At 60.7% G+C, this 19,484-nt stretch carries 13 protein-coding genes; 7 read left to right on the top strand and 6 right to left on the bottom strand.

Features of this window, described 5'->3' with window-relative positions; all coding sequences use genetic code 11:
- Positions 1–72 precede the first annotated feature (72 nt).
- From SBI67_RS01005 to SBI67_RS00995, 3 genes are all read left to right on the top strand, one after another.
- Positions 73–2,625, top strand: coding sequence for a DEAD/DEAH box helicase family protein (locus tag SBI67_RS01005; protein ID WP_318978781.1), 2,553 nt, complete (start codon positions 73–75; stop codon positions 2,623–2,625).
- Positions 2,622–4,655 carry an N-6 DNA methylase gene (locus SBI67_RS01000; protein WP_318978780.1) on the top strand — a complete coding sequence of 678 codons (2,034 nt, stop codon included), beginning with the start codon at positions 2,622–2,624 and terminating at the stop codon, positions 4,653–4,655. The genes SBI67_RS01005 and SBI67_RS01000 overlap by 4 nt, the downstream gene beginning before the upstream one ends.
- An 81-nt stretch (positions 4,656–4,736) precedes the next feature.
- Entirely contained in the window at positions 4,737–7,472 is a 2,736-nt protein-coding gene (locus SBI67_RS00995; RefSeq protein ID WP_318978779.1) for an ATP-dependent DNA helicase, read from the top strand.
- A 28-nt stretch (positions 7,473–7,500) separates the two neighbouring features.
- Here SBI67_RS00995 and SBI67_RS00990 read toward each other — a convergent pair whose 3' ends face one another.
- A complete protein-coding gene (locus tag SBI67_RS00990) occupies positions 7,501–8,709 on the bottom strand; it encodes a Shedu immune nuclease family protein (protein ID WP_318978778.1) in 1,209 nt (402 codons plus the stop codon).
- A gap of 209 nt (positions 8,710–8,918) precedes the next feature.
- Between SBI67_RS00990 and SBI67_RS00985 the strand changes: the two genes are divergently transcribed.
- Entirely contained in the window at positions 8,919–12,014 is a 3,096-nt protein-coding gene (locus tag SBI67_RS00985) for a DEAD/DEAH box helicase (protein WP_318978777.1), read from the top strand.
- 31 nt (positions 12,015–12,045) lie between these two features.
- Here the strand turns inward: SBI67_RS00985 and SBI67_RS00980 are convergent, their stop codons facing one another.
- Positions 12,046–12,483, bottom strand: coding sequence for a helix-turn-helix domain-containing protein (locus SBI67_RS00980; RefSeq protein WP_318978776.1), 438 nt, complete (start codon positions 12,481–12,483; stop codon positions 12,046–12,048).
- Positions 12,484–12,758: 275 nt separating this feature from the next.
- On the opposite strand from SBI67_RS00980, the gene SBI67_RS00975 reads away from it, so the two are divergent.
- From SBI67_RS00975 to SBI67_RS00965, 3 genes are all read left to right on the top strand, one after another.
- Positions 12,759–13,370 (top strand): class I SAM-dependent DNA methyltransferase, encoded by a 612-nt coding sequence (locus SBI67_RS00975; RefSeq protein WP_318978775.1) that lies wholly within the window; start codon positions 12,759–12,761, stop codon positions 13,368–13,370.
- A gap of 100 nt (positions 13,371–13,470) precedes the next feature.
- A complete protein-coding gene (locus SBI67_RS00970) occupies positions 13,471–14,196 on the top strand; it encodes a polysaccharide deacetylase family protein (protein ID WP_413232399.1) in 726 nt (241 codons plus the stop codon).
- Positions 14,197–14,866: 670 nt separating this feature from the next.
- Positions 14,867–15,817: a GGDEF domain-containing protein gene (locus tag SBI67_RS00965; protein ID WP_318978774.1), complete on the top strand. Its 951-nt coding sequence runs from the start codon at positions 14,867–14,869 to the stop codon at positions 15,815–15,817.
- On the opposite strand, the gene SBI67_RS00960 is transcribed toward SBI67_RS00965, so the two are convergent.
- The 4 genes from SBI67_RS00960 to SBI67_RS00945 all read right to left on the bottom strand — a co-directional run bounded on the left by SBI67_RS00960 (position 15,723) and on the right by SBI67_RS00945 (position 19,468).
- Complete coding sequence (locus SBI67_RS00960; protein ID WP_318978773.1) at positions 15,723–16,181, bottom strand: hypothetical protein; 459 nt, start codon at positions 16,179–16,181, stop codon at positions 15,723–15,725. The two genes, SBI67_RS00965 and SBI67_RS00960, sit on opposite strands and share 95 nt — an antisense overlap.
- A 47-nt stretch (positions 16,182–16,228) precedes the next feature.
- Positions 16,229–16,597 (bottom strand): DoxX family protein, encoded by a 369-nt coding sequence (locus SBI67_RS00955; protein ID WP_318978772.1) that lies wholly within the window; start codon positions 16,595–16,597, stop codon positions 16,229–16,231.
- 5 nt (positions 16,598–16,602) lie between these two features.
- Positions 16,603–18,216 (bottom strand): bifunctional 3-(3-hydroxy-phenyl)propionate/3-hydroxycinnamic acid hydroxylase, encoded by a 1,614-nt coding sequence (locus SBI67_RS00950; protein WP_318978771.1) that lies wholly within the window; start codon positions 18,214–18,216, stop codon positions 16,603–16,605.
- Between the two features lie 82 nt (positions 18,217–18,298).
- Entirely contained in the window at positions 18,299–19,468 is a 1,170-nt protein-coding gene (locus SBI67_RS00945) for a cytochrome P450 (RefSeq protein ID WP_318978770.1), read from the bottom strand.
- Positions 19,469–19,484: the final 16 nt, after the last annotated feature.

Below are 19,484 nucleotides of genomic sequence, written 5' to 3'. Positions count from 1 at the left end.
ATGCATAGGACTCGCCGGGCAGCCTGGCCGGGTTGCTCCAGATATGTCGGCCGTCGCTGTCAAACTATGCCAGTGACGCTCAACGAGAAGGACACGCGCCTTCAGCTCGTCGACCCGAAGCTAGCCGCCGCCGGCTGGCGCGACGGACTCGTCGACGAGGAGTACATATACCGTCCCGGCAAGCTGCGGCTGCTCGGCGATCAGACCGTTCGAGACGATCCGCAGTTCGTCGACTATGTGCTGCGTGCCGAGCCTCGGGGCGGCATCCTCGGTGTCGTCGAAGCCAAGGACGAGTCACATGCCCCAAGCGCTGGTTTGCAACAGGGCCTGGCGTACGCCGTCGATGTCGGTGCACCGTTTGCTTTCGCAACCAATGGCCACGGCATCGTCGAGCAGGACCTGCGAACTGGCCTTGTGCGTGAATTGGCGGGCTTTCCGACACCCGCTGAACTCAAAGAACGGTACGAAGCGGGAGCGTCGTGGCGAGGTAAAACGGTCACGAGCCGAGACGGCAAGACTGTGCCGAATCCCTTGCTGCGCCCTGCATTCGCAATTCCCGGCGCTCCGGCTATGCGCTACTACCAGGAGCGAGCGGTCTCGGCGGCCCTTGAGCAGATCTTGGCGGGCAATCGTCGTGCACTGCTGTCATTGGCGACCGGTACGGGAAAGACCTTCATCGCGTTCAACATCGTCTATAAGTTGCTCGCAACGGAGTACGCCAAGCGCGTCCTCTTCATCGCAGACCGCGTGACACTCCGCGATCAGGCGTACAACGAGTTCGGGGGCTTGGGAGATCGGCGAGCTGTCGTAAGTGGTCCTGACCTCCCGCTGGCGCGAGATGTGCACTTTGGGATCTATCAGTCCCTCTATGCGGACGCACCGGGTGGAGGAAAGGTCTACGAGCGGTACCCGCATGACTACTTCGATGTCGTCATCATCGACGAGTGCCATCGAAGCGGATACGGCGACTGGGGCGCGATCCTTGAATACTTCTCTGGCGCATTCCATCTCGGAATGACGGCGACGCCAAAGCAAGACGACTCGATCGACACCTATGCGTACTTTGCAAGCGAGAACAAGGACGCTGAAGGCATCCCGCAACCGGTGTACGAATACTCGTTGGGCCGTGGCATCGACGACGGCTACCTTGCCACGTACAAGGTTCTCAAGGTCACAACTTCAATCGACGAGGGCCTTGTTATCGAGGATGAGGTCGAACGCGGAGCCGAGCTCATCGTTCCCGAAGGTACGACGCCTCGGGATACATACGGCATGCGTGAGTTCGAGCGTGAAATTGTCGTACCGGACCGCACCAAGCTCCTTTGCCAGCACCTCGCAAGTGTCCTGCGGACCACTGGTGCGCTCGATAAGACGATCGTCTTCTGCGTCACGATGGAACACGCGGCAATGGTCCGAGACGAGATGCAGAACCTCCTCGGATCCGAAACAGGCAAAAACCTCTACGCTGCGCGAATCGTCAGCGAAGAGCGTGATGCAGTTACCGTGCTTGAGCAGTTCCAGTTGTCATCGAGCACCGAGCCAGTCCTGGTCACCACCGTCGATCTCCTCTCGACGGGTGTGAATGTTCCCTCGGTGCGCAACATCGTATTCATGCGTCCAATTGGGTCGGTCACGATGTTCAAGCAGATCATCGGACGAGGAAGCCGCATCGATTCGATCACCGGCAAGACGTACTTCAGAATCATTGACTACGCCAATGCCACCAGGCTGTTCGATGACTGGGATCTGCCGACTGCTCCACCGGTCGACGGACCGCTTGAAGGAGACCGCGCCATCGCGGGCATTGTCAGTGATGGCGAGACCGCTGAACGCCTGGCGGATGCGTCGATCTCGGTTCGGCTGACCGGTCGCCTCCTCGCTGAAACTCGCACTGACGACGAGGGCGCATTCCGGATCGATGAGTTGCCCACCACTGTGGTCGACCTCTTCGTCGCAAGTTCCGGCTACACGCGACGGCACTTGCGCGTCGATACCGAACAGCCGGAAGCGACTGAGTTGGAAGTTGCTTTGCGAAAGCCGTCACAGGCAGACCATCGACTCCGAATCACCGGAGTCGAGGTAGCGATCGCGGACGAACTCGAATTGGACCTCGGCAACGGCAACGTCATCCAGAGCGACGAGTATCTGAAGCGCGCGAAGACCGCGATCTTGGAGCGCGTTACATCGCTCGAGAGCCTCCGCGCCGCCTGGATCGACAAATCGAAACGCGCTGAGCTGGGTGAGTATCTCGGCATGCGGCAGGTGACGCCGGAGCTGCTGGCGCTTGTCCTGGGGCGTGCGGACGTCGACGGCTTCGACCTGATTGCCCGCGCGGCCTTTGACTTCGAGCCAGTGAGCCTCTCCGCACGCGCGACAGCCGCAGAGCTGCTACTGAATGCCGCTTTCCCGGATCTGCCTGAAGGTTTCATTACGGCCGTACTGGATAAGTTCCGGCTCGGAGGGGTTGGCGAGATCGCCAGCAGTGAGCTTTTCGGCCTGAATCCGTTCGTCACCCAATGGGGTGGCGTGCTCGGCGTGACGTCACTCCTTGGCGGTCCCCAGCAAGTCGCCGAGTTCCTGAAATCTGTTCCACGCGTATTGTTTGAATCGGAAGGTAACGCATGACCCTCGCCGAGTTGCAGGCCAAGATCAAGTCGGCTTCCGACAAGATGCGAGCCGACGACAACACCAAGAACGCGTTGAAGTATCTCGAACAGTTGACATGGCTGCTGTTTCTCAAAGTCTTTGACTCACTTGAAGAAAATCACGAGATGGTCGCCACCATCGACCAAACCGCTTACCAGCCACTGATCAAGGACGAGTACCGCTGGAAGAACTGGGCTCGGAACGCCAAGCTAACCGGCGACAAGTTGATCGAGTTCGTCACAGACGAGTTATTGCCTTATCTTCGCAATCTATCGGGAAGTCCTCGCGCAGAGCGCTTTGCCGCGATCTTCGCTGAAGTTCGGACTGTCATGAAGTCTGGCTATTCGCTCAAGGAAGTCATCGGCATCGTCGATTCGATCGACTTCCACGCCCTCGACAATCACCACGCGATGAGCGTCATCTACGAGTGGCTGCTCGCACAGACGGCAGACGCGGGATGGTCTGGTGAGTTCTACACGCCACGTCCAGTTGTCGAGACGATGGTCCGGGTTGTCGATCCGAAGCTGGGGGAGCGCATATACGACCCCTGCTCCGGGTCCGCCGGCTTCCTGGTCGCGAGCGCCGAGCACATCGCACCAGCAACGAAGACGACCGAACAACGCGAGCTTTTCAACTCCGAGACGATCTACGGTCAAGAATCTGGCGAAATCGCAGCGCTCGTCGGCACCATGAATCTGATCCTTCACGGCGTTGAGGACCCACAGATCATCCGGCGCAACACGCTTGAGCAGGACTCCCGAAACATAAGCCCGAGTGACCAATTCGACGTCATTCTCACCAACCCACCCTTCGGGGGCAACGAGAATCCCCAAGTCCAGCAGAACTTCCCAAGCCGATCCGCGGCAACAGAACTGTTGTTTCTGCAGCACTGCATGGCGAAACTACGCGACAAAGGCCGTGCTGCCATCGTCTTACCCGACGGCATCTTGTACCGAACCGAAACCGCGTTCTCGACGGTGCGGCGCCGGCTGGTCAACGAGTTCAACGTCACCGCCATCATCCGACTCCCACCGGGTGTCTTCCCGACAGCTGCGGATACCCGTACAAATCTGATCTTCTTCGGGAAGAGCGGTCGCACCGAGACTATTCGCTACTACCAGATTCCCTTACCGCCAGGAAAGCGCTCCTACAGCAAGACCAATCCGCTGACACGCGACGTTCTCAAGGCGGCTGAGCACTGGCTGATCGACGGAGAAGCGGACGAGTACTCATGGGAGGTCCACTACGACAGCCTCGTCGAGAGTGGATTCGACCTCGATATCCCGTGGCCGAATGCTTCGGCGGTTACCGGCGCGGAAACGGCCGGAGAGCAGCTTCAAGCCTTGCAAGACCGTCTGGGAATTCTCAACGAACTGACTGCGGCTCTCGCCACCGCCCATGCCGAGCTGGAGCGGTATCCGCTCGGTGAGACGATCGCGATCGGTGGTTACGTCGTCGAAGCTGGAAAGCGCGCTGGGAGTACGACACCCGACCGCTTAGTGGGAGTCAGCAACGCAGGAGGACTTGCGCCCTTCAAGGGAAAGCCTGCAAGCGACACCAGCCGCTACCGAAAGCTGGAGCCTGGCGACTTTGTCTACAACCCAATGCGTGTCAATGTCGGATCTATCGCGCTCTGTAGACATGAGGAAGAAGCAGGCTGGGTCAGTCCTGACTACGCGGTGTTCCGACTTGCCGATGATGCGCCGTTCGACGCCGAGTATCTGCTGATGTATTTGAAGAGCGAGCAAGGTCGAGCGGAAATCGTCCGGGAAAGTCGCGGAGCGGTGCGTCGACGCCTCTACTTCGACGGCTTGCAGCGGGTGCAAGTGCCGCTTCCTGGAACACGAGAGGAGTGGTCCGCGTTGATCGCGTCCTTCGCATCTGTACGGCGCCATTTGCGAGAACTGCCGCTGACCGCAATCGGAGCGTTGGCGGCGCTTGAAGCGGCGGTGTTCAGTCCGCGTTCGCCACGGGGTGTGTCGCTCGATGACGAAACAGCGGAAAAGTGACGCGGGAAGTGCCGTAGTCATGCAGCTCGGCCTGTCGTTACGTCTGGAGATGCGCAGTGGTTCGAGCGCCCGGATCGTCGGTTGCCCACGACGACCGGCGAGTACAAGCGACGGCGTTCGCAACAGATGACAACCGTTGGTGAGCAAATCCGGGGCGCTGATGTTGCCATTTGCGGCAACATCGCGTCACTCGGAGATCAACGAGAACTGTTGTCCCAGAACGTTCTTGCGCAGCTACGCAACCTCGTTGAAGGCGTCGCCGTGTTGCTCCATACCGGCGGACAGGACGACGATTACAACTATGCGGCGATTGATCCTGCGCTCGCCTTCGTGAAGGCGAAGGGGCCTCTGAATTTTCTCGGCAAGTTCCACAAGTTGATTCAAGCCAGCGCGTCGCATTACACGCTCGATGGTGACGGGTCCGAGCGGTTGATGTTGAAGTACTACGAATACCTTCACCGCGTCCGCAGCCTGGCCCACGACAAGTGCGGCATTGACATCCTGGCCAATCTGGAGGCCTTCCCGATCGATCTGGACCCCTCCCTGCGGGAGTACCACGAGAAGATCGCCGCAGCGATTGATGCCGTCCGGTCAAAGCCAGTGGATAGCGGACCAGGGGTCCGCTATTACATCCACCGAGCGAAGCCGTTTTTTGTGAGCGGGCGAATCTTCTACGAGGTGACCTTCTTCAAGGCCGTCAACAAGGTGAGCAAGTTCGACCGGGTGATCGCATTCACCGAGATCGACCTGACTGACAAGTACTCGGCGTGGTTGACGCTGGAGAGTTCGTCGATCACGGTCCTCCATCAGACGATGCCGATCACGATCATTCGTGACTGGAAAGTCTCGATCCGACCATGCGAGTTTGACAACTTCGCGCGCCTGTTCGACATCGACACCAAGGTTCGAACGAACGGACCCGAGTATCGCTATCTCATGAAGGGGCTTACCAGCGGAAGAGGCTCGCTAATCGACTTGATGGACATGCCGGATGCCAAGTACGCGGCTGCGAAGGAAGCAGCCACCGTGAGCGTCAGTAAGCCGCAGATCTTCCCGGCGCTCGATGAAGCACGACGGATCATTCGGGATAAATTGCCTGGGCACAACTTGATTCGCTATCTCATGCAGCGGATGCACAACCAGATCCTGAAGCCGCAGTACAGCTGGGAGGGTTGCCCACGGCTATCGGGACTGAACCTGAAATGGGGTTGCATTCCGTTCGACCAGATGCCCTTCTGCACTTCGCCGATCGCGCATAACCCACGCTACTGGGACCTCGTGGAGTGTCTCGACTCGACCGGCCGAAATCACGAGCTGCTCGCCCGGCGGGTGAAGAACAACGTTGAACACCGCGCCGTTCTCTACACGCCGGTCGCGGATTTGGAGGATCTCGGGGACGTCACTGATCTGATCCGCACCTACAACCAACGGCTCTACTGGAAGCATCGCGATCTACGCGGGCTAGAACTGGACAAGGGGCACGTCTTCATTCGGAAGTACGAAGACGACACGGTTGCTATCGTCGAGAAACTCCAAGAGTTTGCCGCATCAGGCATCGACGGTTACACAGATGCAGTTCAGCACTGGCTCGATCAAACACCGCGGTTGATAGATGACGAGGCCAAGAAGGATGCGCTGAAGCGGCTCTTCAGCCATTCCAAGGTTGCCCTCATCTACGGCGCCGCAGGTACCGGCAAGTCGACGATGGTCGACCACATCGCGAACTACTTCAACGACAAGACGAAATTATTTCTGGCCCATACCAATCCGGCTGTCGACAACCTGAAGCGCAGGGTCACTGCCCAAGACTCGACCTTCCGGACCATCCGCAGCCAGACGTATCAAGGAGGTTCGGAATATGACCTCCTCGTCATCGACGAGTCCAGCACGGTCAGCAACGCCGATCTGATCAATGTCTTGGAGAACACAACCGCAAAGCTCGTCGTACTCGTCGGTGACGTCTACCAGATCGAGGCGATTGAGTTCGGAAACTGGTTCAGCATTATTCGTTCGTTCATACCGGGAGCGTCGGTCTTCGAACTCACGACGCCGTTCCGGACCAAGAATCCGGCACTCCTCGGGTTCTGGCAGAAGGTCCGCGACATTGACGACGACATCGCAGAGGTGATTGCGCGAAACAGTTACTCGTGCGTGCTGGATAAGACTTTGTTCGAGGCACTCGGCGACGACGAGATCATCCTGTGCCTGAACTACGACGGCCTTTACGGCATTAACAATATCAACCGCTTCTTGCAGAGCAGCAACCCTGGCAAGGCTATCCGGTGGGGCATCGCCACCTACAAGGTGGGTGATCCGGTGCTGTTCAACGAAACCGAACGCTTTAGACCCGTGATCTACAACAACCTCAAGGGTCGAATTGCCGCGATCGAGCAGTTCGAAGACGGTGTTCAGTTCGATGTCGTACTCGACCGCGACGTATCTGAGTTCGACGTTGATGGTGTGGAGCTGCAGTGGATTGCCGACAGTACGGTGCGCTTCTCGGTCTATGACTACGACGTCAGCGACGACGATGATGACTCGACGAACACGATGGTGCCGTTCCAGGTCGCTTACGCCGTGTCAATCCACAAAGCACAGGGCCTGGAATACGACTCCGTCAAGGTCGTCATCACCGATGCCAACGAGGATGCCATCACCCACAACATCTTCTATACAGCCGTCACGCGAGCCCGCGACAGCCTTCGCATCTTCTGGACCCCGGAGACGGAGAACGCCGTACTTCGCGGATTGAAGCGGGACGTCAATACGAAGGATGTCGCGCTACTGCGGAGCCGCCGCGGCCTCACGCCGGTCTGAGGAAGAAGCGCGTAAACAGCCGGCGCATCTAGACATCTTCGACGATGAACCGTGCCCGCTCATACAGCTCGTCGAAGGTGATGATCTCGACATCGTGGATCGAGTTTCGGTACACTTCGAAAGCTGATGTCTTTTCCGGATTCGGTATGCCACCGACGGCGAGCTGTTCGAGGTTCCCAGTAACCACCACCCGCCTTGGCCTGATCGACGACACCTGGATGTCGGTTGGTGTCCCGTCGTCCTTAAATATCCGGTGTATGTCTGCACCTATTTGTCGGATCGCTTTCTCGGCGGTCTTTTGGACCTGCGCAACCGCGCCATTCAGCTCGCGCGATGTTTGATACACGTCGGGCTTCCTATACGGCTCTTTTTCAAGCAGTGGAGCGGCCGGCGTCTTGATCTCTCCGAAAACGAGGCTACTGATAAAGCCTTTTGATCGCATTACTGCATCGCTTCGCTTGCCCGCGCCGGTGAAGATGTTGGCTCCGGTGGTGAATTTCTCCAGCTTTTCGCCATCTAGTGCTTCACAGGCAATAAGGGAAAGTCCGTACCCAAATATCCACTGATTTTTCTCAAAAAAGTTCTGCCAGACTCCTTCATCTCCAGGCGACTGCTTGCCCGGCTTCTGTAGTTCGAGTCGTCGCTGCTCGAAGAACGCCGGATCCGTGAGGAGTGATTTGAAAATTGCCAACTGCTTCTTGCGGTTGGCGATGATGCCGATGTCCTTCTCCGTAAGTGACTCACCGACTGCGGCCTGAACAGCGTCGAGCACAACCTGTCGGTCCTCGTTTTGGAGCAGCTGCGCGAGCACCGCGCTGTCACCGGTCACGACGCGAAACACCGAGTCTGGAAGCAAAATGCCCTTGAACGACTGGATGAAGTCGATCAGCTTCCAGAAGTTCTCATGGCAGGAATCGGTATCAACGGTTGCCTTGATGACCGTCGTCGTCGCGTCGGCATCGACGATATGTTCCGCCGGTTGCTTCGCGAACTTGGTCTTGTCCTTCTTCCAAAGACGGATCCGTGGCGAGAAGCCGTCGTCTTTCTTGATGAGCGTGATCTGGCACATCGTGCTGACTCGGGGCCGGTCCTCCAGCACGAAGTCGGTGATGAGCGTGCTTCGTTTCGTGTCGTAAAAATAGTGAAAACCGCCCGGCTTCCCGCTGTCGCGAATTTCGAGTGCAGAGAAGTCGTCCTTCTCCATGTCGAATTCGCTGCCTTGTCCAAATGTTGCCATTGCAACCTCCTACCTTAATTATAGCTTGAACTCGCGCAAATCTTGATTAGATCGTGCCCGGTCCGCTTCGGGCCGGATCATTGTCCGGGAACACCGCGAGGTCATTGCTCCACACTTTTCACGGCCATGTCGCGTGTTAGAATTAGGACAAGCCTGCGGAGCGAAATCAGAGGCGTGTGATAGTCAGGGGCAACGATGCCGGGGGAGACGTGAAATTCCATAGTTTATTTGTTGGTATCGATCGATACGATGATCCTAGAATCAATTGGCTGAGCGGCGCAGTGCGCGATGCCACCGCATTGCATGCGCTGTTTGCCGACACAATTCCCAGCTCGTCGCATGTGCTGCTCACCGATGCAGATGCGACCGTCCGCGGGATCCGGTCGGCACTGGAGACTCTGGTCGCAGAGGCTGGACCGGATGACGTGGTGTTCATCTTCTACGCGGGCCACGGTTCGGACACCCATGAAATCGTCTGTTACGACACGGACGTCGCGGATCTGGCAGCGACATCGCTGCCGCTCGACGAGCTTGCCGACACCCTTTCCCGGATCAACGGCAAGACTGTCCTGTGTGCGCTGGACTGCTGCTTCTCGGGTGGTCTTGGGAGTCGTGTGTTTGCAACAGGTCTCACGTCACGTGGGATGACACGTACGACACCCACCAACATTCTGTCCCGCTTCATCGGAACCGGCCGGTTGGTGTTGACGGCTTCCGCGGACGATGAGGAGGCGTTGGAGTCCGCGCTTCATCGTCACGGCCTCTTCACCTACCGACTGCTGGAGGCGTTGCAGGGACTCAACGACGTTGGCGACGGCGATCAAATCGATGTGTTGAAGGTCGTCGGCTACGTCACCCAGCGCGTACTTGCTGATGCCTCACAAATGGGTCGCGTTCAGACACCGACACTCCGAGGGCAGGTCGACGGAAGACTGCTCTGGCCAACGTTCACTGCGGGATCGCAGTACGGAGCGCTCTTCCCGGATCGGGTACGTCAGCCGGCGACGAGTAACCCAGCATCCCTTCTCGCCTACGGGCTTCCGCAAGAGGTGCTCGACGTTTGGTCCGGCAGTATCAGCCAATTGAACGACCTGCAGCTACGAGCCATCAACGACCACGGCGTGCTCGACGGCAAGAACCTGGTAGTCACAGCTCCAACATCTTCGGGCAAGACGATGATTGGCGAGCTGGCTGCGATCAAAGCTGCGGCGTCGCGGGGTCGCACGGTCTTCCTCCTGCCGATGAAGGCATTGGTCAACGACAAGTACGAGCAGTTCACCCGTGCCTACGGGCCGCTTGGTATTAAGACCATCAGGGCAACGGGCGACTACAGCGATCAGGTATCTGAATTCCAGCGCGGCCAATACGATTTCGCATTGCTCACCTACGAGAAGCTGACGCACCTTGCGCTCGCTAACCCGCACATCCTCGATTCGATTTCGGTCGTCGTCATCGACGAGGCACAGACGCTAACAGACCGAAATCGCGGCTCCAATCTGGAGTTCCTGATGACGTTGCTCAACAATCGGCGTGGCCTCGTTGGCTCACCGCAGATCATTACCCTCTCTGCCGTCGTGGGAGATCTTGGTGGTCTTGACAGGTGGATCGGCGGTGGACATCTGCACTCCACGACGCGGCCGGTTGATCTGCGGGAGGGCGTGATTGGGCGTTCCGGTGTCCTGCAATTTGTGGCGGCGGACGGTTCGGAGGGCAACACCCCAGCCTTCATTCAACCGATCTATCACGAGGGCAGCCGTAGCATCGTTATTCCCTTGGTGAAGCGACTCGTCGGCGAAGGCAAGAAGGTCATCGTCTTCCGCGAGACCAAGGGCGAAGTTGCAGGGTGCGCCGTGTACCTGTCCGCTGCACTCGGACTGCCGCCCGCGACATCGGTGTTGGAGGCGATGAGCAGCGGCGAAGCCTCCGCCAGTACAGAAACATTGCGACGCACGTTGTCCCAGGGTGTTGCGCTGCACACTGCGGATCTCGATCGGACCGAGAGGCAAGCAATCGAGAGCGCCTTTCGAGACCCGGACTCGGGGCTGAACGTCATCGTTGGTACGACTACGCTCGCGATGGGCGTCAACACACCGGCTGAAGCTGTCGTCATCGTTGGTCTGACCCATCCTGGCCCGACACCAACCCCGTACACCGTGGCCGAGTACAAGAACATGGTGGGTCGAGCTGGTCGGCTCGGATTCTCCACGAACGGTGAGTCGTATCTGATTCCGAACGACACGCTGGGCACGGCGAACGCATGGCGCAATTACGTTCACGGCGACCTGGAGCCGTTGCGATCTCAGTTGGTTCCAGATGGTGATCCTCGAACCCTAATGCTTAGGGTGGTTGCCCAATTCCAAGGTGAGAGTGGCCAATCCGTCACCGACGATGATGTCATCGGCTTCCTGGATTCTAGCCTCGCTGCGCAGCAAGCGCGAGAAGGTGGCGGCCAGCAATGGACCCGAGACCAGCTGACTTATGGGTTCGATCAGCTCGTCGATGCACGATTGATCGAAGCTGACGCCGATGGGTACCGGCTCACGTCGCTCGGTCGCTTTGCTGGTGAGTCAGGAGTCCATGTTGACTCGATCATCCGGCTCTCATCTGCCCTCTCTGGCGTAGATATCGCGGGCCTGAAGAGCACGACAATCATTGCGGCAGCTCAGCTGACGGTAGAAGTGGATGGCATGTACATCCCGATCAGTGGTCGAAAGAACAACCCCGAACCGCAGATCTGGCCAGGCACCCTTGCGAGGCAAGAGGTTGACCGAGTGCCTCTGCGAGCGCTTCAGCAGACAGCCCGCGATACGGCGACGGTTGTGCGCCGCGCGAAGAAAGCGATGTCGGCGATCTATTTCATCAACGGCGTTGAAATGTCCACATTGGAAGCCAGTCTGAACCAGCACGTTTGGGGCCGACCCGCGATGGCGGGCGTCGTCCGCACTGTGGCTGACCGGACGCGGGACCTACTGCCTGCAGTTGGCGCCGTCTTGGCTGAGCTGTATCCAGACAACGCCAGCGACGTTCAGACTCTGGTCAGCAGGACGATCACCCGCCTTGAATTTGGCATTCCGCCAGACCTGATCGACTTGGCGCGCCTGGGGCTCGGTCTGAGTCGGCAACAGCTACTCGCGATGAAAAATCTGGGTCTGACGGATCTCCAAGAGGTTGTAGACGCGGACCTCGAAAGTCTGAGCAAGGTTGTCGGCGGCAAAAAAGCTGCGGAGACATTGCAAGCTGCCTGCCGTGCCACGACCGAGCAGCCGGCCTCGACCGAGATAGACCTAGCGCCACCCACCGAGTAACCGAAGCTGTTTCTGCCCTTCGAGCACCGGGTCAACTCCACCCTGGTCTCGACCGCAACTGGATGCCTTGCTTTCGAAGTTCAGCGGCGACAGTCGTGTGCGACACACCGAACCTCGCACCGACCTGGGCAAGTGACTGTCCGGCGGCGTAGAGGGTGGCTGCTTCGGTGACTTGCTCTGTAGTCAGGCCTTGGCGGCGAATGGTAATGCCTTGCTCACGAAGCACGTCAGCAACCCTGGTTTTGGAGATGCTGTAGTGGGAGGCGATATGTTGGGTGGTCTCGCCTGCTTCGTAGCGAGCTGTGATGTCGGTGGTGTCGTTGGGGCTCAGGAAGCGCTTGGTTCGTGATTTTGGCTTGTCTTGATACAATAGTGGTTGACGAGGCAAAGATTCGTCGATGCGTTTCTGCAGTTCAGACCATTTATTTGACGGATGCGCAAGGTTCGAGTTTCTTCCGATTACCTCCACTCTTTCGGCACCTAAGGTCCCACGATCGAAACCATGCCGCCGTTGGTAGGGCTTTCGCTTCGCGATGCCGGTACTGGACACTCCCTACGGGCAGTTGCTCTGTCACGAGCCCAGATCAGATGGTGTATTCACTGAAGTTGCCAATGGCACCGTCAGTGAGTCAGGGAATCGCACAACTGAGGTGAGCAGCTCGCCAGTAGGGGCAAGCGCGGGTTCATCGTGCACCGCGGCGACTCCGCTACTTCGCGGCCCAACATCGCAATACTGGAGATGTGGTGGACGAGCATCCCGACGCCGATCGCGTCATCGCGTTGTATGACCGTCATGCCGAGAGCTGGTTGCGCGACCGCGGTGACCGGCTGGTCGAACGTGCGTGGCTGGATCAGTTTGTTGCGGCCCTGCCTGGTCAGCGTCGCGCCGTCCTGGATGTGGGGTGCGGAACGGCGGTGCCCATTGGCGCGTACCTGATCCAACAGGGGTGTCAGGTCCACGGGGTCGACGGGTCGAGCGCGATGATCGAGCTGAGCTCATCGCGTTTCCCGGAGCACCGATGGGAGGTGGCCGATATGCGCGCGCTGGCTCTGGGCCGTCGATTTGATGGAATCATCGCTTGGGACAGTCTGTTTCACCTCTCCCAGCATCATCAGCGGCGCATGTTCCCGATCTTCGCGCGACATGCGGCCCCCGGTGCAGTGCTCCTGTTTAATAGTGGTCCCTCGGCCGGCGAACAGATCGGCAGCTATCAAAGCGGCGCTCTCTACCATGCCAGCCTCAGCCCTTCCGAATACCGCGCACTACTCGGCGACAACGGCTTCGACGTCGTTGCTCACGTCGTCACGGACCCCACGTGCGGGCAACGAACCATCTGGCTCGCGCAAGCGACATAGTTGAACAAGCGCAAGGTGAGGCGTGGCGAACCTCCCGCCCTCATCGTCTGCGATTCGCAATCAAGATCAGGGTGTCGTTGTTCTGGTAGACACGGATCTCGTGCGGAAATGGGCTATCGGAACGTCTCTCGCGCTAGTGGTGCTGCTCACGGTCACTTTTGCCAGCTACACCTTGTCCAAATCGCGGACCTTCCAACTGGCCGGTGAGATCGTCAACCGGGTGGACACTTCCGGCAAGGTGGTGGCACTGACTTTTGACGACGGCCCCACTGAGTGGACGCCGGAAGTTCTCGACATGCTGGCCACGGCCGATATCCCGGCGACGTTCTACCTCAACGGTGCCGATCTGGACCGGCGCCCCGACCAAGGTGCAGCGATTGCGCGTGCGGGTCACGAGATCGGCAATCACACCTACACCCACCGCCGAATGATGTTCGTTTCGGATGAGACCGTCGCCGACGAGATCGAGCGCACTGACGAAGCCATCGCGCGAACGGGTTATCGCGGGCCGGTGACGTTTCGGCCGCCGTACGGCAAGAAACTGTGGGCACTTCCGCATTACCTCGCCGAACACGGACGGATCACGATCACATGGGATCTGGAACCAGATTCGGCCGGCACTCCGAACACCGACCAGATCGTGCAGGACACCGTAGAAAATGTCCGCCCCGGCTCGATCATCCTGCTGCACGTCATGCTGGAAAGCCGCGCAGCATCACGCGCCGCGGTCCCGCAGATCATCGACCGGTTGCAGTCCGATGGCTACCGATTTGTCACCGTCAGCGAACTGCTCACCCGACGCACAGCCGGTGCATCCGCCGCTTGAATCCGGTCCATTCGCCTTGAGGCAGAATGCGATTGATCTAGGTTCTCCAGATCTGAGACTCGACTACCTGGCATCGACGCCCGCTTGTTCGCCGGCGCCGGCCTGAGCCCGCACACGGTAGCCCGAGCGTCACAAATCTCCACCGCGGTGCGCCTCGTGGCGCAGGGCCTGGGCGTCACGGACGTCCCGAGCCCGTCCTCGTCGGCGTGCGACGCAATCCCGGTTCAGCAGAGACCGCCATGCTCGACCATCTCAACCAGCAGAACTGGTCCAGCAGAGGGCTCCTCCGCGAGCTCGCAGCTGTCCGAGATCGCTAGTGCCCACGCCGTCTACCTAGGGGCGGCGGTTAATCGAAGTGCGTCGGCGGAGGCTGAATGGGTGAGCACAGTCACGAGATCGTCATGGACAACGACCACCATCCGGCGCGTGGGTCTGCCGTACACGCTTGATCAATGTCTGACCTGCATAGACGTCGGATTCGATCGGCGGTATCAGGGTTCGGCAGTTCTCCCCTCAGGCCCACAGAGTTTGAGCAGTTCAGGTGCACTGTTTGGTAGTTGGCGGGGCCGGCCGCCACCCCGGTAAAACGGCCGACGGCCGCAGCGGGACTTTTCACGTCATACAGCTGGCGCACACTCGCCTGGCGCAAGCTCTCAAATACACTCCAGCAATGCCCGATGGCGGCGACTGGCGGGATTCGGCGGCGGTCTGGCACGGATTTGGCCTGATCGGCGTTATCGCCATGCTCGGCCTCTACGGCACGGCTGGCCTCTACCTCGATCATGGCAACCTCAACTTTGCACTTTTTGCAGTACTCAGCGCGGCGGCGACGGTGTGCGCGGTGGCCGCGTGCGTCGGCTGGTTCGCGGGCTGGCAGAGGCGGGAGAAGCTGCTGTGGGCCTGGCCTGTCGCAGCTATGGTGATGACGCTCGGTGTTGGGATTGTTGAGCCAGCTGTCACCCGTGCCCTCCCCGGAACCATCACCATCGCGTTCGCTTTCACCGGTCTCACGCACGCTCCAGGCAGTTCGGTAAAGCTGCTTCCACTCGCGGTGGCCGCCTTTGTCGTCGGAGGCCAGAAGACTCTTCCTGCCGCACTCCCCAGCGTTGTTGCCGCAGCTGTCATGTGGGTGCTCATCGCCGAGGTCCCGGCCAGGCTGGTCGCACGCTTGAAGCGCCAAAGTGAACTCCTTCGCGCCATGGCTTCGACTGACCCGCTGACCCAGCTGCTCAATCGGACTACCTTGGCGGCCCAGTTATCGGCCCACGCGCACGATGCCATGGTCGTGCTGATCGATCTCGACAACTTCAAGCAGTACAACGACCGACTTGGGCACGAAGCCGGCGATGCTGTGCTCGTCAGTTTCGCAGACGCTCTTCGCGCCTGTATTCGCGATGGAGACGTCATCTTCCGGATCGGCGGTGATGAATTCCTGCTCCTCCTCGTCGGTGCTGACCACGATGAAGCGCACGCCGTATGTGCTCAGCTGCGACAACGCTGGGCGCAAACCGGATCGACGATTGGTTTCAGCGCCGGTATCGCCTCGGGCGCAGACGATCCGCTGGTCGCTGCCGATGAACAGATGTACCGGGACAAGGAGCGTCGAAGAAGATCCGACTAGAAAGATGCTTGCCGCCAACGCAAATCACGGCAGCGATTCCGCCGATGGTGAATCCGCCGGCGACCGCGACACCGGCGCGGCGCATCCCGTCCGGCAGCTCAGCGGTCATCGCGAACGCCGCGGTGTCCCACGCATCGATGACGACGCCGGCGAGCAGAAGGGGGACAACGGCGCGCGGCGCCCATGCCTGCGCTGCGACGACACTGCCGCCGACGTAAATCTCGCGGATCCCGAACGTGCGACTGGCCGCGCGGGTGGTGGGCAGTGCGGCGTCACGACCGGCCAGTGTGGTGTGCGCGCGGGTGGGCGCGATCATGTAGCCCACCCCGATCGCGGCACGGGCGAGGCCGATCGCGGTGGGCATGCGGGTCATTATGGTCACGATGGCTCCTGAAGCAGACGATCCGGCTGTCATAGTTGCGGCGCGGCGCTCACCCATACGGCGAGGTAGCCCGCGGAAGCGGCCAGGAATATCAGGGCGGCGGCGTAGTCGCGGATGCTGTCCCCGGCGCGGCGGTGAAAGACCACCGCGCCGATCAACAGAACGCTCATGCCGACCGCCGCGAGAAGTCCGGCCGGTGGCCAGAAGACGCCGAAGACCGCGGCCGCGGCGGCGGCCAGTTCGAGAACTCCGATCAGCCGGTAGCGCGCCCAGGGGATGGCGAAGTGCTGCGCGGCGGTCCGCATCTTGTCTGTGCCGCTCAGCTTCATTGCTGCCGGTATCAGGCACAGCAGCGCGTACACCGCCGACACGGTGAGGTAGGCCGTTCTTATCTCCACCACGGCTAGCCGACCGGCCGGTTGAGAATGCTGACGGGAGTGCTCCCGCAGTGTTCAGGCTGCGCGAACATCGGCATGCCGATCTCACGGCCGTATTCTGTTGCGGCGTAGACGTATCGGTCCGGCCGCACGACGAGATAGTTCACGCCGCGGGCGACCATAGCGTCCCATAGTTGTCCGGCTGGGTCGCCCAGTTCGTTACCCTCGACCACTGACGTCCCGGGCCGGATCGTCAGGAATCTGGCGCCGAAGCGATCCCATGCTTGCACTGTGCTTTCGGTCATGGTGGCTCGCGGGTCGGCGTCCAGACCGAGGATCGCCCACCCGTTCCCGAGGGCGTCATCGATGTACACGGACCGTGCGCCGGGCAGTGCAACCCGGGCCGGCGGGACGAGGTAGCCGACCATACCGCTTTTGTCTTGTGGTGGCAGACATCCCGGTCCCAGCGGGGTCGGTGCCCCGACACGGCGCACCAGCGCCGTCATCACCCCGGGGATCCGGGTTGCCGCCCGCAACACCTTGTCGCGTAGCCAGGCCACCGATGGGCGTTGGGTCATGACGATCTTTCCGAACGTGACAGCCCGCCGCGTCATGGCGTCGTGGTGGGGTTCGCGCTCGGTTTGATACGTGTCGAGCAGGGCGTCGCCGGCCCGGCCGCGGATCACGGCGTCGACCTTCCACACCACGTTGGCGGCATCGCGGAAGGCACCCGAAATGCCTTGGCCGGCAAAGGGAGGCATGACATGAGCGGCGTCACCGAGCAGGAGAACTCGTCCGACCCGCCACCGCTGGGCCTTACGTACATGGAAGGTGTAGCACCAGGTCCGTGCGATCTCGATGTCGTCGGGGGTGACTCCTTCGGCGGCGAGCATGCGCCAGATGTTGTCCTGGCTCAGCATGGCGTCGGCGTCTTCACCCGGGTTGATCCGCCATTCCCACCGGTAGTAGCCGCCGGGGCAGGGGCATCTGACGCCGGGGCGTTGCGGGGAGCACACGAAGTCGAAGTGCGGTGAACGGTGCAGCGGACGTTTCACACGCGCTTGCACATCCATCCACTGCTCGGCATACGAGGTGCCGGCGAACGGGATGCCGAGCTGCTTACGCAACGGGCTGCTGCCGCCGTCACAGGCCAGAACGTAACGACCGCTGACATTCACCGCCTGTTGCTGTTCGTGGGTCAACTGCAACGTCACCGCGTGTGCGCCCTGCCCGACCAGGGACGCGGTCCACCCCGCTCTGACCTCGACGTTGGGGAAGCGCAGGAGTCCTTCGCGCAGTGCGTGTTCGAGGGCGGGTTGGTGGAAGAAGTTGGCCAGTGGATATCCGGTGTAGCTCGTCGGCGCGGACGGGGTGGCCAGGAACGGCTTTCCATCGACGCCCACGAACCGTGCCGTGACGCCGAGGTGCATGTGCGCGGTGACCTCGTCGATCAGGCCGAGATCCCTTATCACGCGCAGCGCTTCGTCGTCGAGCGCGATGGCGCGCTGTCGGTCGAAGATCGCGAGGTCGCGTTCGACGACGAGCGTACGCAGCCCCAGCGCTCCGGCGGCATTGGCCGCCGCGGCTCCGGACGGACCGAACCCGACGATGATGATGTCGTAGACCTCCGCCTCAGACATGGGCGCGATCCTTTCGTTGTGGCTGCCGGTGCAGACGACTGTCGGCTGGGTGAGGAGCGGGTCGGTTACCCCGCATGTCACGTCAGGCCGCGATGAGCCGGATCGGCAGCTGATCGTGGCGATGGATGATGTTGTTGATGCCCCAGGTTGGTTCACCGGTGACCTCGATGCGCTCGACGCGCTCGATCAGCGCTTTGAGCATCGCCGTGGTCTCCAATCGGGCAAGTCCTTGTCCGGCGCAGGCGTGCGTCCCGCTGCCGAACCCGACGTGACGGCCGGCGTCGTTGCGGATGTCGAACGTGTCGGGGGCGTCCCATTCGCGTTCGTCACGGTTGGCCGAGGCGTAGAGCACCAGCACTCGGGCACCCGCCGGAAGAGGCACGTCGGCGATGATGCTCGCCTGTGCCGTCTTGCGGGTGAATGCCCGCAGTGGTGACTCGTAGCGCACCACTTCGTTGATGGCATTGGGTAGCAACGAGGGATCGTCTCTGAGCAGCTGCCACTGTTCGGGATGGGTGGCGAACAAGTACAGGGCGCTGGAGATCGCGCTGATCGTCGTGTCCAGTGACGGGGCGATGTAGTCGATGAGCAGCGGTGGGACTTCCTCGGCGCCGAGGTGACCCTCGTCGACGGCGGTCAGGAGTTCATGGGCCATGCTGCCGGGCAGCACGTCGCGTTCACGCACGACGCGGCGGGCAAACCGCAGCATCTGCACACTGCGCGGCACCGCCCGAAGCGCCTGCAGGTTCGGCGGTCCGAGGATATCGAAAGTTGCTGCGCCCCAGTCGAGTAACCGCTCGCGTTGGTCGCGCGGCCACCCCACGAGATCGGGTACGACCGCCAGCGGAAGGGCGGCGGCGAGGTCGGCGACCGCGTCGACCGTCTGCCGTGAAACGGCAGCCTCGACAATGCTGCGCGCTCGGGCGTCGACATCGTCGGACAGGGTGCGCAGCGCCCGTGGCATCAGTCGGTGGGCGACGAGTTTGCGGCGGCGGTCGTGGTCGGCTCCGTCGCTGTTGAGGGTGGTGCCGCGGGAGAGCCGGTTGGCCAGTGGGTTGGCTGCGACGCCGTGCCCCGAGAGGAACAGGCCATCATCGCGCAGGATGGCTTTGCATTCGCGATAGCGCGGCAGGGCGTAGAGGCGATGGCGGGCCAGCCACACCACCGACCCCAGTTCGCGCATCGCGCGGTAATGGGGGTACGGGTCGAGTATGGCTGCGCGGGAGTAGATGTCGCGGCGATAGACCGGCATATCAGAGGGTCGACGA

It is taken from the genome of Mycolicibacterium chengduense (assembly GCF_033741155.1).
In the GTDB taxonomy this organism is placed as follows: domain Bacteria; phylum Actinomycetota; class Actinomycetes; order Mycobacteriales; family Mycobacteriaceae; genus Mycobacterium.
Note: the sequence above shows the minus strand (reverse complement) of the source record. Positions and strands in the feature narration are given on the sequence as shown.

Excerpts from the sequence above, each read along its gene's own strand:
- SBI67_RS01000 (WP_318978780.1), top strand. The coding sequence starts at position 2,622 with ATGACCCTCGCCGAGTTGCAGGCCAAGATCAAGTCGGCTTCCGACAAG.
- SBI67_RS00990 (WP_318978778.1), bottom strand. The coding sequence starts at position 8,709 with ATGGCAACATTTGGACAAGGCAGCGAATTCGACATGGAGAAGGACGAC.
- SBI67_RS00965 (WP_318978774.1), top strand. The coding sequence starts at position 14,867 with ATGCCCGATGGCGGCGACTGGCGGGATTCGGCGGCGGTCTGGCACGGA.
- SBI67_RS00960 (WP_318978773.1), bottom strand. The coding sequence starts at position 16,181 with ATGCCCACCGCGATCGGCCTCGCCCGTGCCGCGATCGGGGTGGGCTAC.
- SBI67_RS00950 (WP_318978771.1), bottom strand. The coding sequence starts at position 18,216 with ATGTCTGAGGCGGAGGTCTACGACATCATCATCGTCGGGTTCGGTCCG.
- SBI67_RS00945 (WP_318978770.1), bottom strand. The coding sequence starts at position 19,468 with ATGCCGGTCTATCGCCGCGACATCTACTCCCGCGCAGCCATACTCGAC.